Origin of the sequence: Staphylococcus caprae (assembly GCF_002902725.1) — a bacterium.
Taxonomy (GTDB): domain Bacteria; phylum Bacillota; class Bacilli; order Staphylococcales; family Staphylococcaceae; genus Staphylococcus; species Staphylococcus caprae.
In genome coordinates this window covers 1-15,842 of the sequence record NZ_PPRT01000032.1, presented here as the reverse complement: position 1 = coordinate 15,842, position 15,842 = coordinate 1, and the positions used below count along the sequence as shown (strand labels likewise).

Here is a 15,842-nt window from a genome sequence, read left to right as displayed (position 1 = left end):
TATCTCACCTCTTTAATTAATCTTCCATTTTTACTACAATTTTGCCTTTTGCTCTTCCACTTTCAGAGTATTCAATGGCTTTTTGAGTTTCTTTAAAGTCAAATACCTTATCAATGATTGGTCTAATTTTTCCAGCTTCAATGAGTTCTGTAATTTCTCTTAATTGCTTACCACTTGGATGCATAAATAAAAATTCATAGTTAACGTTGAATTTTTTTGCTAAACGTTGGTATTTCAATGATGCTGCTTTTAATAAACCTTGCTTGAAAATACTTTTTTCTAACTTTTTAGCATTGCGTTCTGTCGGTAATCCAGAAATCGAAGCAATGACACCATGTGGTTTAAGGATTTGGAATGATTTTTCTAAATTATCTCCACCAAGTGTATCGAATACACCATCAAAATCTTTTAACACTTTCGAGAAATCTTGTTCTTTATAATTAATAAATTCATCTGGATTTAATGATTTGATAAGTTTTTCTCCTCGATCACTTCCAGTCGTTGCAACATAAAGCCCTATTGCTTTTGCGTATTGAATGGCAAAACTTCCTACGCCACCTGATCCAGCTTGGATGAGCACTTTGTCTCCTGGCTTAGCTTTAATTACTTCGTTTAGCGCTTGATAAGATGTTAAGCCTACTAAAGGTATACTTGCCGCCTCTTCGTAAGAAAGTCCTTGAGGCATTGGAGCAATTTCTTCTGCGTTGATTGAAATATAGTCGGCAAATGTTCCAATTTTCGATTTACGTGGACGTCCATACACTTTGTCGCCTACCTTGAAGTCTGTAACATTTTCCCCTACTTCGGAAATCTCTCCTGCAAAGTCATTTCCTAATATTAATGGAAATTGATAAGACAGTAACATTTTCAAACTACCATCACGAATTTTGAAATCGATTGGATTAATACTTGCTGCTTTAATTTTCACTCGTACTTCATTCGGGTTCATACTTGGTAATGGCATTCTTTCTAATGACACAGGACCTTTCCCATAATGATGAATAACCATCGCTTGCATATCCGTTTTCATCTTTTTCGCCTCTCTTTACTTGATTATTACATTTAATATTGAAAATGATTGCATACTTGATATTTTGAATTTTCATCAAGTGTAAGGCTAATAAGTATTCTGTACAAGAAAAGCGGTTTACTCATAGGTTTAGTTTATAAAAATATACTTTTACTATAAGTGTTAACTATGAATAATCGAGTCATTTTCATAGTATTAAAACACAAAGATGACTCCATATGAAAATTGAAACTTTATCGTCAACGGTTTAAACAAAACCAATGTTGTTAAAGTAATTGATAGCGTTACTGTGCTATTCATTCGTTTCTGTATGGTTTAAATCTTTTATATTGACAAAATTGTGGGGCAAGATTAATATATATATCTAGTATAAAAAATATACTAGGAGGTGTGAGTAATGAAAGTAGAATTGGGTTTAACATCATTTGCTGAAAATAGTGCCATTTACATGCCAGATGGTAAACACGAATCAATAAGTCATGCTCAACGTATTAGAGATATAGTAGAAGAGATTGAACTTGCAGATCAACTTGGATTAGATGTATATGGCTTAGGTGAACATCACCGTGAAGATTATGCAGTTTCTGATCCTGTCACTGTGTTAGGTGCAGCTGCTTCAAGAACACAACATATTAAATTATCTTCTGCAGTTACCGTCTTATCTTCAGACGATCCGGTCAGAGTATATGAAAGATTCTCAACTTTGGATGCTGTATCTAATGGTAGAGCTGAAATTATGATTGGTCGAGGTTCATTTATCGAATCTTTCCCGTTATTCGGTTATAATTTAAATGACTATGAAGAGCTATTTAATGAAAAACTTCAAATGTTGCTTAAAATTAACAAACATGAAATCATAAGTTGGGAAGGTAAATTAAGACCTAGTTTAGAAGAGACTGGCATTTACCCACGAGTGGAAAATGGCGAACTACCAATTTGGATTGCCACAGGTGGTACACCTGAATCATCACTCAGAGCCGGCGCGTTTGGCTTGCCAATTACGTATGCCATTATTGGCGGAAATCCTAGACGATTTGCACGTAATATTGAAATATATAAATCTGTTGCATTATCTTACGGACATAATCCTGACAAATTACCTATTGGGGTGCATTCTTGGGGTTATGTTGCAGAAACAGATGAACAAGCGAAACGTGAGTTTTTCCCTTCACTTAAGGCACATCAAGATGTACTAGGTAAAGAACGAGGTTGGCCATCTTTCGATGAAAATTATTTCGAGAGAGAAATAGGCAGTCATGGTGCTATCTACTTGGGAAGCCCTGAAACAGTGGCTCAAAAAATTATTGATACCATCGAGACTCTAGGTATTAACCGCTTTATGATTCATACTCCGGTAGGTTCTATGCCTCATGAGTATGTGATGCATTCAATTCGTCTTTTTGGGGAAAAAGTTAAACCTATAGTAGATAAATATTTTGAAGATAAATAGGAGGAAATATTTTATGATTTTACGTTATGCTACAAATTTAAAACTTGCTAAAGAATTATACAATGCAAGCAAACCTAAATTACAAGGTGACCAAGGTATGGTGGATACTTTCACAAACACATTTGGTTTACCAGCTAGTTCAGTTAAATTAGCAGGTGGTGTTGAAGCAACTGCAGCTGCATTATTCGCTGCAAGTTTCTTAAATAAAAACATCTCTCGCTTAGGTTCACTTGCTACAATTTCAGTATTAAGTGTCGCAGCTTACAAACACTTTGAAGCTGGTCACGGCAAAAAAGGTGCACAACACGCACTTGACTTATTAGGCTTAGCTACTTTAAGCTTACTAGATACTTTCTCATCTAAAAGATAAACATTGAAAAATAAGACTCCCCGCTGATGCGAGGAGTCTTATTTTATATTTTAAACTTGTGGTTTAAAGAAATTTTCATGTCTGTTTATGTATTTTATATCATCTCGAAACTGCAACGAGGGTTAATTTTACTTTTTATATTTATTTAAAAGTGATTTAGAAACATGACAAAGATACTGATCTTCAGGGTGTTTATAAAGATGATCTTGATGTTCTTCAGCACTTCTAACATAATTCGTTAATGGCTTTACTTCTACCATAATACGGTGCGCATCATTTCTATCATTGATAAATGCTTGTGCTTCGTCGAGATGCGTTTGATCTTTACTATATATTCCAGTTCGATACTTTTCTCCTATATCTGGTCCTTGACGATTCAAACTATATGGATCAATGATTTCGAATAAATACCCCATCAAATCTTTTATAGTAACTTGTTGTGGATTGAATTCTACTTTCACACATTCAGCATATCCATCATACGGTTCTTCCAAATGATTTGTAGTACCATTCCCTCTACCTGCTTCCGTCATCACAACGCCAGGTATCGTTTTGAAAAATGCTTGCGTCCCCCACAAACAACCGCCTGCAAGATAAACAATTTCCAACGTTATCACCTCTTATGAATATTGTAACACCTAGAGCTAGAATCAAATAACAAACGATGATAAGAATCTATTGGTATTTGATTTACTGCTTATCCAAAGCTTCTTGCCAACGCGTATTCATAACATATAAATAAAAAATCTCCTCATCGTTATTAACAATGTGGAGATCATTATTAAGTGAAGATTAATCCTCACTTTTTTATTATTCACTTCTTACGTTATTAAGAACATAAAATCAATTATCTATCTCTAAACAATTTATTTTCTTACCAACGCTAGTATGCCTGCTACTAAAATCAAGATGCCTGAGAGAATCCCAAAAGCTTGTTTCTTTAGCCACATTTCTTGTTAAGTTCTATAAAAAAGAGAGTTAGAACAAAAGCTCCAACTCCCTTGAATCATTATATAATCAATAACTTAATTCCTTTGACAATATTTGTTAAGAACAGCACAATAGCCCAAATAAAGAAAATCGCTGCAGCTATGAGACCTATCGTGATACCTAGACCAGCATGTGCATCGTCAAATAATGTAGGGACAACCATTATACTGAAAAAGCCTATCGCAGTAAAAACCCATGTAAATATATGGTTGAACAATGCATTTCTTGAATATGTTGAAGCAGGACGTTTAGCTACAATCCAGACGATAAGTGGGAATAACACCGGTGCAAAAAAGACGCTTAAATAACTTAAAGCTCCTAAAATATTATTTGCTTTTTCGTTATATCTTTCATCAAAGTTTTCCATTTTTTTCACCTCAGTTATATCTAAACACATCATTGTGCTCAATTTAAGTTATATCACTCATAATTACAACATTGTAAGTTTCGCAGCATAAAACCACTTAATTTAACGCTTCTTCTAATACTGATTTGAAGTCTACTTTAGAAATTTCATTCGCATGCACTTGCTGTGAATTTAATCTTTCGCTAAATCTGTCTTTATTTTCATCTATTTCTTTAAGCATTTGACTTAATTGTTCAACGTCTTGTATCGAACATTGATTGTCAGGATACGTTACATTAAAATGATGCGCCGTCTCAGTATACCCAAGAATTAACATATGATGATCAAATGCTTTTCTAACAGCATTTAAAATTTCTCCACCTTCATTGATGTCTAAATAAATATCACAGTATTCATACAACTGATTTACCATATTTTGTTTAATTGCAGGATAAAGTTTGACATTTGGGTAGTCACCTAAATCCATTAGTCGTGAAGACATTTCAGTAATTGCAGCAATATGGAACTGATAATCCGTATGTTTGGTTACTAAATATTCTAAATGCGGGATTTGATCAGAATTCGTCAGCGTAAGTATATTGTTAGAATATTGATTCTCTTTTTCCTTATGATACAAGTATCCCGAAGCATGAACATATCTACGTTCTTCCTCACTTAAATGACCTATGATATTTTCATATTCATCCTTTTCAGGAATAATAACACTGAACTGTCTTTCGGTATTATTGTTAAATATTAACCTCATATTTCCCGGGACATGATTCCTAGAATATTCTTGCCAGAATAAAATACCTTTACCCTTCGTTGGTAAATCATAGAGTGCTAAAAATGGTGTAGATAAACTATTAAATATTACTTGGTCTAAATCAATATGAATCTCTTGAAGATAAAACTTGATGAACTCCCTTTTAGATGCGAAGAAATAGGATTTCCCTTGATAATCCACGACAAAATCTTTGGTAACGAAGTTTTCATAAATCACTTCTTTACCTTCTCGATTCATATATTTTTTTAAAATCGGTGTTCCAGCTAAATCATAGACAGTTTCTGCAAATTTAAAACCTTCTTTATTATAATGATCGACTGAACGCAAACGTTGTTTTTTATCTAACCATTCAACGAAGCTGACCACACGCGTTTTGAAGTTCTTTCTATAGAAAATCTTTCCTCTTAACTCACCCATATCGATAATTTTGGCCATTGTGCCGTCACCTTTAATTTCCCAGAAATCAGGCGTGACCACATCGTTGAAAAAGGCCGGCTTGTCATCTTCATATACTTGATAAGCCGCAAAATATTGATACGGTGATGTGACCTCATCAGGTAAAAAGCCATCATCATTCATCACAATTGTAAAATGATTATATCCTGCAAGTTTAAGAGAGCCATGTAATTCACGTGTCTTGTTATCATAGTTTTCAAATAAATTAATCATGTAGCACCTCTTCTATCAATTGTCTCCAATGTTCTACAATATGTAATGTCTTGAAAGGTTCTGCAATGTTATATGAAATCTCGTGCGGGTGTTTTGGACCATTTTCAAAAAATTGAACAATCTTATCAGCCATTCGATTGATGACTTCCTCGATTGTTTCATAGTCTAAATCAATCGGTATGAGATAGCCGTTCTCATTATGTCGAATAAACGTAGGACTTCCATAATTCACATCAAAGCCAATCATCCCGAGTCCTGAGCCAACCGCTTCCATTAATGTAAGCCCAAATCCTTCACTTTGTGATGCTGAAACGAATAATTCATACTGATGGTAGATCTCTTGCAAATTTGTATGACCTTTCAAACGTATATAATCCTGTGCTTCATATTCTTCGATTATCTTTTCAATTTTGTTTCTTTCCGAACCTTCACCATAAATATCAAAACGAAGATGTGGTACACGTGATTTCGCCCTAATCACTGCCTTTGCAATCCAATCCACATGCTTTTCACTCGCCAACCGTGAAGCCGTCATGATTGAATAAGGCAATCTAGGATGTTGTGGATACATTAAGGTATGCAGACTGCCCACTGGTATAGTTCTAATGCGAGGAACCTCATGTGTGTATGTTCTAAACTGTTGAGTTAAAATTTTATTCTGTAAGTCTGTAGCTGTGATGAAGAAATCAATATGTCTCGCGTTTTCAAATTGATACTCATAATAGTTATTCCATAAAATATGGGTGTTGTCGGTGGAATTTTTACTATAATGTTCTGCATGAACCACAATCCCAACCTTACTGTTGCCCTTATTTTGCAAAATAGCCTGACCAACATCTGTTGAACGATCAATAATCACAATATCGTTATGAGATAAATGAAGTTTTCGAATAAAATATGCGATGAATTCTTCTTTACTATATAAACGTGCATCGTCAAACACATATACATGCGCATCATCATCGATATATTCGTTATATACAATCGAGCCATCTTCATTATAAAACTGGCGCATATAAAGTTTAGCTCTCTTCTCAAAAGGGGCATAGTATTCTGAAAATGTACGTACATAGCTATAAAAATCTTTACGAATCAGCATGCCATTAACGACAAATTCAGCTCGATCAACATAGTTTTCTTCTGGATTTTTTAAATAACACGTCACGAAAGTTTGATCATTGTTTAAATAAAGCCTTAAAACTTTCCCTTTCCTCTCGTGACGCGAAACATCATTACCTAATTCTGAAATCAAATCATCAACAGTATAAGTGGTTGGTGCAATTTTTATGTCTGTAAAATATTGATATAACCAAATTACTTCTTCATCTTTAAAACCCATATTGCTTGTTAGTGTTTGGATATTTTCAGATTGAATAAAGTCTAGAAAGACAAATTTTATTGGATAATGAAGTTGGCGAAGCAATTTAGCTCGATAGGCTTGTGCATATTCTACGCCACTACTTGCCCAACCAATGCCAAAGTTAATGTTATAAATTGTCATGCCTTTACACCTCTTTATTTATGGAAAATGGATGACCATATCATCAAATTTATCAAATGTTAGAATACTTAAGCATAAATTTCTAATCATTTTTCTTTTAACGTCCTTCGTCATCAATTCATATGTTTCTAAAGCCACTTTATGATATTCAAATATGACGTTTCTCTGACCATTTTGTCGATTATTGACACTTGCTTTAAGTTGTTGTAAGTTATCAACTTGTTCAATCCACTCACTGTCTATCGCTTTTAAAAAGGACTTTTGTAAAAAGCGTAATTTTAAATATGGATCAGAGACTTCTTGTAAATTACTGTAAAGTTGTTGTTTAAACTGTTTCATTAAAAATTGAATGAGTTCTTCGCGGTTGTTAATATCTATCTTTGAAATATCATCATTAAAGACAAAACTTAAATTTTTATAAATATAATTTATGAGAGATTCCTCATTAACGAGTTTTTTATCTTTTATATCATTGATGAAAACATCTCGTGCTAATTGTTCAAAATTAAAATCGTCAAAGTGCTCTCTTTCAAGAATTTGGTCTCGCTCAGTATATATTTTTTCACGCTGAATACTGATACTTTTTTCATATTCGTTAGCCATCTCTCTGTTAACCATGGCTGTTTCTTCAGACACACGTTGCGCTTTGTTAACAATGTTTTTTACACGTCTTTGGAATAGAGGGCTATTTTCTAATTTTGTAGTTTCCATCGATTGTAATTTTTCATTTTCAACTAAATTAGAATTACTCCAACGTTTAACTAAGTAATCATCTAATGACACAAAGATTTGAGAATACCCAGGATCTCCTTGACGTCCTGAACGGCCTCTTAATTGACGATCCACACGACTGTTCTCCATATGTTCATTGATAATTACTGCTAATCCCCCAATTTCGAATACATCTTTAGCTAATTTAATATCTGTACCACGTCCTGCCATACTTGTTGCAACGGTTACTGCTGATAGTTGCCCAGCTTCTGCAATCATTTGTGCTTCTTTGGCCACGTTTTGTGCTATAAGTAGATTATTAGGTATGTCCTTTTTAAATAATTGTTCTGAAAAATATTCAGCTGCTTCCGCAGTACGTGTAATGAGTAGTACGGGTTGCTGTGTGCGATGAATATCAACGACGCTTTTTAAAATAGCTTCATTCTTTTTATCACTGTTCGCAAACACTCTATCAGGTCGGTCATCACGCTTAATCGGACTATTCGTAGGAATTTCTACAACAATTTTTGAGTATAAATCGAAGAATTCTTTCTCTCCTAATTTACCGGTACCAGTCATCCCTGAAAATTGTTTAAATTGTTTAAACAGATTTTGAAATGTAATCGTCGCCATCACACTCATATCCTTAGAAATCTCAACACCTTCAATAGCTTCAATTGCTTGATGTAAACCTGCTTGTAACTTTGTTCCTTGCAACATGCGACCTGTGATTCTATCGATTAAAACAATTTCACCATCAAAAATGAAGTAATCTAAATTATACTTAAATAAATATTTTGCTCGAAGCGAAAGGTTAATGTTTCTAACTAGATCGAAATGTTGATCATCGTACAAATTCTCTACTTTGAAGTAATGATTGGCCGCTTCAATTCCTTTTTCAGTTAACCAAACTTCTTTTTTATTAAATTTAACGTGAAAATGTATGTCTTCTTCAAGTGTTTCTACGAACGCTTTCACGATATGAAATAAATTGGATTGAACACGTGGTGCACCAGAAATAACAAGTGGCGTTTGAGCAGCATCTAAAATAATCGAATCTACTTCATCAATAATCGCAAAATTTAAGTCTGGCAAAAATTTCGCTTGAATATCATCAGCCAGATTATCAATTAAATAATCAAAGCCTAAACGCCCATTAGTCGTGTAAACGATATCATGGTGATATAAATGATATTTTTCATTTTCTTCATATTCATAATCAGGGATATCAACAAATCCTAATGATGCACTTAGCCCAAGCCATTCATACAATGGTTTCATCTCTTCATAATCACGTTTTGCCAGATATTCATTTGTAGTGATAAGATACGCACCTTTGCCAGTTAAACCATTTAAATATAAAGGCATCGTTGCAGTTAACGTTTTCCCTTCACCTGTTTGCATCTCTGCAATATTACCTTGATGCATTACAATTGCTCCAAGCACTTGAACATCTTTCGGGTACATACCGAGTACACGTCTTGAAGCTTCACGCACGGTGGCATATGCTTCTGGTAATAATCTTTCCAATGAAACTTTACTTGATTGTAAACATTCTTTAAATTCTACAGTCTTCGCTTTTAATTGCTCGTCTGTAAAGTTTGAATATACTTCGCTGAGTGCATTAATTTGTTTCAATGTCTTACGTAGACGACGCAATCTCATATTATTAATGATTGCGTTTATTCCATTATTCATAACGATCACCCCTCAATTCAGTAGGTGTATCTAAATCATTAGCTCGTGCCTTATTGATAACTCGATTCATAATCTCAAACTTTTCCTTTAAATCGATAGTTTGATTCATTCTAGGTGTTCGGTACGTGCCATCTCCTAGTTCTTGAACCATTATATTTTGGAAATGGAGATGATTCATCCCAGCATTCACCAATTCTAATTGATAAGAATGTGCTTCAATTGGGTAGACAATTTCTTCTTCTTTGTTTTTTAGAATTTTATACTCAAATTGTTCTTTATTTTTACGATAGAACTTAATTTTGAAATATGCAGCTCCTTCTGGTTCAACTTGAAAATTAAATTTAAATAAGTAGCGATGACCCTTTTTCAATATCGGTAGCTTCGGACTCACTCGATCTTCAGCAAAGTTTGTGAGCATATACCAATTATGAATAACTGTGCCTGATGGCATGAGTGGATTTTCAAAATAAATATCATCATTATCAAAACGTAACTTAGTGCCATACATAAATGTAGTTAAATTGACTAATCGCCATTTCACTTCAAATTGTTTAGCTTCTTGCATCTGTCTCTCTCCCAAACTGTTGCGCCATAATTAAATGATAGAAATTGATAAACCAGTTGGTTATCGTAGAAGAATCATCATTATGTCTACCTGGTACACTTCGACTCATGACACGTGCATGTTGCTCTGTAAGTAATGGTAATAAATCACGAAATGCATGTGTATCGTAATCGTCATGTTCCATATACGCAATCGCAAATGTAGTATGCGTTAATTGACTTTTTCGGAGTTGATTCCAAAATTTTCGGTCTAATTGTTTAACCTCATTTTCCGAAATACCGTCCTCATTAAATCTTAAAACATCTAAAGCTGTACCAAAGTCATTGGGACGTACTAGCCTCATATTATTAGCAATTGTTCCAACATTAATAAGTGGCTTACCGACAATGACTGCAGATGGTTGCAAATACGTCGAATAATATAAGGCGCCGAAAGAACCCATTGATAAACCAGAAAGTATGAGTTGACGATGTGAGAATCCTAAGTAGTCTAATGCTTCTGTAATTACTTTCCTAATTGCATCCTCATAAGTTTCTGAACCTAAATAAAAGGCCCCACCCTCAATACGTGGATCACTAATTAAAATAAAAGGTGCGTTCAAGCGATCCATCATAAAGTATCCTTCAAAACCTTCAGCAGTTCTGTATCCACTAAAATAAACATTCAATGGCGGTTTAAAATCACCAGGATTGAAATAATGCATAAATTCATTACGGTCGTGGTCACTATAACGTTGGCCTCCTAAGATAAATTCTCCCAGTTCCAATCTGGACCAACGTTTATGAATCGCCCCTATATACAAATTCCCCTTGCCTTTAGCTTTAAGTGAAATACTGACATTTGCTTTATATGATCTTGAGGGTAATTCTATCGGTTTGTCTAATTCATGTTGTTCAAAAATAAATGTTTCGACAGGTTGGTCAGTAGAATATACAGGTATTATCCGCAAGGTATACTCTATACTTATATTTCCATCCACTTTGAATTCAGGCCAAATTTGATTCACCTTATTTTCATCTGCAATAATATTTCTACTCCAAGTTACAAGCGGAGTAAGCCGTTCACCAAAATCTCCTGAGATTTCTAATGACTCATTCCCATTAAACTGATACTGACCAATGAAACTTGTATTCACTCGACAATGTATGGGCGAAACTTTATCTCCATATTGCCCAGGAAATGTAATTGCTTGTAATTTTTGATGTAAGGATTCTTCATTTTCATAAGTCATTGGTTTAATAAAATTACGTTTAACCGTCTCTTCATCTTGAAAATGTGAACCCCAATACGCTTCATCAATCACAGTATTATAGGGCGTGCTCACTAATTTAAAAAGATTGATAAGTGATTTAGAATAAGGCGCTTGAATAAAAACAAAATCAAATGCCCCTTTTTCATTAATAAGTGCTTCTACTGCTTCTATGTAACCACTATCAAATTCAAATAATGCTGTATCGAGATAGTCCCAATCGACGCCTCTTTTATTTTCAAAAAGGGATTCTAAATCTTTGCCTCCTACTTGAAGCACTTTAAATGTACGTGGCATATTTTTCATCACCTTCAAATAATCGATTGATTTGATGAATAATATTTATAGAACTAAATTCATCTACTAATCTCATGGAATATGCATATGAGTAATTCCAGTTTTTTAAATATATTAAAAAGTAATCTAATGCAGATACGATTTCAGAAATATCTTCAATAACTAAACCATTTTGTTTATGTTTGACGTAGTCAGTCTCTCTTTTATTAACTTGAGGTACTCCCGCGCCAATACTACAAATTTGTAAAAATAACTCCGGTTCTTTTGATAAATCAACGACTAATCTTAGATTCGCTATAGCTCTCACAAAATCTTCTTCGAAAGGTACAGATTCAATTTCAATGACTGGTTCTTTTTTTAATTCTGACGCTAATATATCTTCAACTTCTTCTGAATGTTCCCGTTTTTCATAATGATATATATCATTAAGCCGAGCAATTTCTTCAATTAACCATTGTGTGTTCTCATTCTCATATTTAGTCAATAACTTTAACTTGAAATGATCTTTTTTCTGAATATATTGAAATAATGATGACAAAATAGTTTGCAATTCATGCTGTTGTAATTGGTCTACCCATAAACCTACATACGTATCGTAAAGTTGACTACTCTTATTTGATAACGATTGGGCGTCAAACGGTGTTACCCTTAAAAGATGTAACTGAGTTTGAGTGTCATTAGCAAACTGTTGAATTTTCTTTTGGTTGGCTAGTGTGTCAACAAGACAATAACGTGCTCTAGAAATAGAATCGAATAATTCTTTTGTAACTGTTTTATTACGTTCCGTAAACACTGAAAAGCATAATGAATCCTCATCAATTGTGTGTGCCATTACTGAATTATGTCTTTCATCAGAAGCAACAATAATTAAGTCCTCTTTGCTCATTTCCTTTTCAACATACTCTTTGAACTTTTCTTCAATTAATTCAGCCATTGTGGGATAGGATGTCTGTTTAAAATATGATTGGAATTGTTCCTTAATTGTGACAGTATGATTTCTTAAATCCTCTGTAAATATTTCTTCTCCTTGAATTGAGAAATAATGCTTCATTTTACTTTGTCCCGTCTCTGTATACGTTCGAATCGCTGAAATAAACCCTCTATCATCAATAACGTACCGACGTTGAATGACGTTGTTTTCAAAGTCTTCTATCCACATTAGATAGCCTTCTTGACTAAAGTGAATCTTTGAAAAACGATTTGGCCCCGTAATTGCCTCGATTTGATAGGGAGTAAATACAAACTCTGTATCTTCAGGCCATGCTAAATCTCGATAATCAATTGCTTGTGGCGTTTGATGATTCAAACCTTGGATATCATCAAACACTGACCAATAATTTGTTTCAAACAGATCATATCGGTGAAGGAAGGTTCTAAGATATGGACTAAAACTTAATATCAATAATTGATAGTCCACGTTATTTTTACTATGCATAGTCATCAAACTAATCATATCATCGAAATCTGTGTATTGACGTTTTTGATGAAAAGGCACCGATGTACTTTCCCACCATTTATCTTGACTGTACCATGCAGGGATAAAACGCTTCATAATTTCCTCCTTTTACCAATATTTATTTAAAATTTGCTTATAACCATCAAAATATAAATATGCACGAATCGTTTCTGCAATATTAATTCCAATATAAACAAATATAATCAGTTGTATCGAAAAATAAATTTCTTCAAATAAATGCGGGATAAGTAAAGAACAATATAAAGGAATGGCTAATATGATTGCGACAATAATAGAACCAGACCAACATACTCTCAGCGCCTTTTGTGAAAGAAATTGAGCCGTTTGCCTTCCTGGATATACACACTCGAAATAATTTCCATTTTTAAGAAATTCTTTCGATTTACGTCTTGTATTGATTAAGAATCTTGATAAGAAATAACCTAATACAATTTGCATTAAAATATAAGTTGTAATACCTATAGGATTTGAAAAACTGAAAAGTGTTGTTTCAAATTTCTCATTTATCGTTAACCTTCCTATAAGATTTACGATATTATTCTCAAACATGAATATAGACAAACTCATCATAATCGTGATACTTCCCGCAGGATTTAATTTCCATGCTAGATATGTTGGTGTCTCTTTTGCAGAAATATTCATAATATCTTTATATTCCAAGCGGTATTCTGAACGTTCTATAAATAGCAATAAAAATAAGGCTATTGCTAGCAAGACAACTATAGTTATAAATAATATTGAACTTACATTAAATTCACCAAAATGACTGTTAAACATAGATTTAACAAGGCTCATCAAAACGATAGGCATGGGTCCAGCAATACCATAGGTCGTGTTTTGATCTGCTAACCATACTAAAAATAATGTTCCTGTAATTAAGACTAGGAGTAATATAAAAATATTGGTATCTGTAATTGCTTTTTTATTAATATATGAATGAATAATGTAGAATCCTTGTATCGAACTTAAAATGAGCGTTAATATTCTTTCTTTAAAATGACGCTCTGCTCGAGTTTGCGTTTTTACTTTATCTTCATTTCTATAATTCATTAATGTAATAATAATCATCGCACTTAACCATGGTCCTAACCCTAAGGAGAATATGTTTAGAGTATTTAAGTCTCCTCCTACGTTTGATATGGCAAGTTTAAAAAATGAATCTTTATGCTGTTTAATGTTTTCATTTCCTACTATTGAAATGTTACTGCCTAGTATGTAAACAATTAAAATGAAACATGTAAATAATATTCTTTTATATAGAATTTTATACTCAAATTCCTTTAACATATTTCCACCCTAATCACATAAGTTGTTTCAAATTTAAAATGATATCAAAGAGGCTAAGGAGATAAATAAATTAGGTTTACTCTATCGTAGTAATCTCTATTTATTTATAGTGCCCTAGCCTCTTTAAATTTTTTATAGCTTGTCGCTATGATTAATCTTCGTTATTTTTTCTATCTTTCTTTCTGTCTTTTCTAGATTTTCTTACTAATCCTAAACCAGCTAACATTGCTAGTACTGTTGAAACTAATCCACTTCTGTTTGTAGTATTTTCACCTGTATCTGGTAACGATTCATCATTATGTTGATGTGAGCTTTGATGATTTTGATTTTGTGCTTGTAGGTTATTGTAATCATTTTCAGAAGTTACAGTAGATTCTGTATTAGAATATTCTGGATAAAGATATTCTGAAGAATCTGTACCATGACTGAGGTGCTGCTCACCTGTATCATGACGACTAGGTTGATTAACATTTTGATGTGCAAGTGATCCTTGGTGATGTGATTCTGAGATGCTAATAGATGTTGATGTGTCAGTAGACAAGGATGCACTACCAGAATCAGAAATGCTCATAGATTTAGAATCTGATATTGACGCGCTTGAATGATTTGAATTGCTTGACGATGCACTTGTTGAATCATTATGTGATAACGATGCTGATGTACTCATAGAAGTTGAATCGCTTAATGATGTTGAATTACTTAGTGATTCAGAGTTACTCACTGATTCTGACGTACTCACTGATTCCGAAGTACTCACTGATTCCGAAGCCAAATATGATGGTAAATCAAATTCAGGTAATGATGTGCTTTCTGGTTTAACTAAATGGAATGAGAAGCGACCCTTAGACGACGTTGACGTACTTGCTGAGTCTGAACTGCTCATACTTGTTGAGATACTTAGTGAGATGCTTGCACTTGTCGAATCGCTCTCACTTGTTGAATTAGACGCACTTTCGGATGTTGAGGTACTTGACAAGTCTGAGCTGCTTGTGCTTTGTGAATTACTTAATGATGTGCTTACACTACTTGAGTCACTCTCACTTGTTGACGTAGACACTCTATCGGATATTGATGCGCTTTCTGAGCCTGAAATACTTGCACTTTGTGAGTTACTTAATGACGTGCTTACACTGCTTGACTCACTTTCACTCATTGAGTCTGATGTGCTTGCACTACTTGAGTCACTCGCGCTTATTGAAGTAGATACACTATCAGATGTTGATGCGCTTATTGAGTCTGAAACGCTCGCACTTTGTGAATTACTTAACAATGCACTTGCGCTATTTGAGACACTTTCGCTTGTTGATGTACTAACTGAATTCGATTCGCTCACACTTTGCGATCTACTTTGTGACGAGCTTGCACTAATTGAATCACTTTCACTCGTTGATTCTGATGTGCTTGCCGATGTCGAT

At 33.8% G+C, this 15,842-nt stretch carries 13 protein-coding genes and 1 pseudogene; 3 read left to right on the top strand and 11 right to left on the bottom strand.

The annotated features are described in order from the left end of the window. Nucleotides 1-16: 16 nt before the first annotated feature. Complete coding sequence (locus tag CD155_RS07055) at nt 17-1,018, bottom strand: NADP-dependent oxidoreductase (RefSeq protein WP_172605862.1); 1,002 nt, start codon at nt 1,016-1,018, stop codon at nt 17-19. Nucleotides 1,019-1,427: 409 nt separating this feature from the next. Here CD155_RS07055 and CD155_RS07050 point away from each other — a divergent pair, with 409 nt between their 5' ends. Both CD155_RS07050 and CD155_RS07045 read left to right on the top strand, forming a co-directional pair. Further along, a complete protein-coding gene (locus tag CD155_RS07050; protein ID WP_103212921.1) occupies nt 1,428-2,480 on the top strand; it encodes an LLM class flavin-dependent oxidoreductase in 1,053 nt (350 codons plus the stop codon). A 13-nt stretch (nt 2,481-2,493) separates the two neighbouring features. Then, nucleotides 2,494-2,850: a hypothetical protein gene (locus CD155_RS07045; RefSeq protein WP_002444682.1), complete on the top strand. Its 357-nt coding sequence runs from the start codon at nt 2,494-2,496 to the stop codon at nt 2,848-2,850. A 128-nt stretch (nt 2,851-2,978) separates the two neighbouring features. Here CD155_RS07045 and CD155_RS07040 read toward each other — a convergent pair whose 3' ends face one another. The 10 genes from CD155_RS07040 to CD155_RS06995 all read right to left on the bottom strand — a co-directional run bounded on the left by CD155_RS07040 (nt 2,979) and on the right by CD155_RS06995 (nt 14,998). After that, a complete protein-coding gene (locus CD155_RS07040) occupies nt 2,979-3,458 on the bottom strand; it encodes a peptide-methionine (S)-S-oxide reductase (protein WP_103212920.1) in 480 nt (159 codons plus the stop codon). 401 nt (nt 3,459-3,859) lie between these two features. Continuing rightward, on the bottom strand, nt 3,860-4,207 hold the full coding sequence (locus tag CD155_RS07035) for a membrane protein (RefSeq protein WP_037541747.1): 348 nt from the start codon (nt 4,205-4,207) through the stop codon (nt 3,860-3,862). 97 nt (nt 4,208-4,304) lie between these two features. Next, on the bottom strand, nt 4,305-5,642 hold the full coding sequence (gtfB, locus tag CD155_RS07030) for an accessory Sec system glycosylation chaperone GtfB (RefSeq protein ID WP_103212919.1): 1,338 nt from the start codon (nt 5,640-5,642) through the stop codon (nt 4,305-4,307). Next, nucleotides 5,635-7,143, bottom strand: coding sequence for an accessory Sec system glycosyltransferase GtfA (gtfA, locus tag CD155_RS07025; protein ID WP_103212918.1), 1,509 nt, complete (start codon nt 7,141-7,143; stop codon nt 5,635-5,637). Before gtfA ends, gtfB begins: the two co-directional genes overlap by 8 nt. An 18-nt stretch (nt 7,144-7,161) precedes the next feature. Continuing rightward, the gene (gene secA2 / locus CD155_RS07020) at nt 7,162-9,552 is read right to left on the bottom strand and encodes an accessory Sec system translocase SecA2 (RefSeq protein ID WP_103212917.1); all 2,391 of its coding nucleotides are present in this window, start codon (nt 9,550-9,552) and stop codon (nt 7,162-7,164) included. Then, a complete protein-coding gene (gene asp3 / locus CD155_RS07015; protein WP_103212916.1) occupies nt 9,545-10,117 on the bottom strand; it encodes an accessory Sec system protein Asp3 in 573 nt (190 codons plus the stop codon). Before asp3 ends, secA2 begins: the two co-directional genes overlap by 8 nt. Further along, complete coding sequence (gene asp2, locus CD155_RS07010) at nt 10,104-11,663, bottom strand: accessory Sec system protein Asp2 (protein ID WP_103212915.1); 1,560 nt, start codon at nt 11,661-11,663, stop codon at nt 10,104-10,106. The genes asp3 and asp2 overlap by 14 nt, the downstream gene beginning before the upstream one ends. Continuing rightward, the gene (gene asp1 / locus CD155_RS07005) at nt 11,647-13,215 is read right to left on the bottom strand and encodes an accessory Sec system protein Asp1 (RefSeq protein WP_103212914.1); all 1,569 of its coding nucleotides are present in this window, start codon (nt 13,213-13,215) and stop codon (nt 11,647-11,649) included. The genes asp2 and asp1 overlap by 17 nt, the downstream gene beginning before the upstream one ends. A gap of 12 nt (nt 13,216-13,227) precedes the next feature. Beyond that, nucleotides 13,228-14,427 carry an accessory Sec system protein translocase subunit SecY2 gene (secY2, locus tag CD155_RS07000; protein WP_103212913.1) on the bottom strand — a complete coding sequence of 400 codons (1,200 nt, stop codon included), beginning with the start codon at nt 14,425-14,427 and terminating at the stop codon, nt 13,228-13,230. Nucleotides 14,428-14,578: 151 nt separating this feature from the next. Continuing rightward, the gene (locus tag CD155_RS06995) at nt 14,579-14,998 is read right to left on the bottom strand and encodes an LPXTG cell wall anchor domain-containing protein (protein WP_103212912.1); all 420 of its coding nucleotides are present in this window, start codon (nt 14,996-14,998) and stop codon (nt 14,579-14,581) included. Nucleotides 14,999-15,038: 40 nt separating this feature from the next. Between CD155_RS06995 and CD155_RS13190 the strand changes: the two are divergent. Next, a pseudogene (locus CD155_RS13190) lies at nt 15,039-15,842 on the top strand (hypothetical protein); the annotation flags it as partial.

Excerpts from the sequence above, each read along its gene's own strand:
- CD155_RS07055 (WP_172605862.1), bottom strand. The coding sequence starts at position 1,018 with ATGCAAGCGATGGTTATTCATCATTATGGGAAAGGTCCTGTGTCATTA.
- CD155_RS07050 (WP_103212921.1), top strand. The coding sequence starts at position 1,428 with ATGAAAGTAGAATTGGGTTTAACATCATTTGCTGAAAATAGTGCCATT.
- CD155_RS07045 (WP_002444682.1), top strand. The coding sequence starts at position 2,494 with ATGATTTTACGTTATGCTACAAATTTAAAACTTGCTAAAGAATTATAC.
- CD155_RS07035 (WP_037541747.1), bottom strand. The coding sequence starts at position 4,207 with ATGGAAAACTTTGATGAAAGATATAACGAAAAAGCAAATAATATTTTA.
- gtfB (WP_103212919.1), bottom strand. The coding sequence starts at position 5,642 with ATGATTAATTTATTTGAAAACTATGATAACAAGACACGTGAATTACAT.
- gtfA (WP_103212918.1), bottom strand. The coding sequence starts at position 7,143 with ATGACAATTTATAACATTAACTTTGGCATTGGTTGGGCAAGTAGTGGC.
- secA2 (WP_103212917.1), bottom strand. The coding sequence starts at position 9,552 with ATGAATAATGGAATAAACGCAATCATTAATAATATGAGATTGCGTCGT.
- asp3 (WP_103212916.1), bottom strand. The coding sequence starts at position 10,117 with ATGCAAGAAGCTAAACAATTTGAAGTGAAATGGCGATTAGTCAATTTA.
- asp2 (WP_103212915.1), bottom strand. The coding sequence starts at position 11,663 with ATGCCACGTACATTTAAAGTGCTTCAAGTAGGAGGCAAAGATTTAGAA.
- asp1 (WP_103212914.1), bottom strand. The coding sequence starts at position 13,215 with ATGAAGCGTTTTATCCCTGCATGGTACAGTCAAGATAAATGGTGGGAA.
- secY2 (WP_103212913.1), bottom strand. The coding sequence starts at position 14,427 with ATGTTAAAGGAATTTGAGTATAAAATTCTATATAAAAGAATATTATTT.
- CD155_RS06995 (WP_103212912.1), bottom strand. The coding sequence starts at position 14,998 with ATGAGCATTTCTGATTCTGGTAGTGCATCCTTGTCTACTGACACATCA.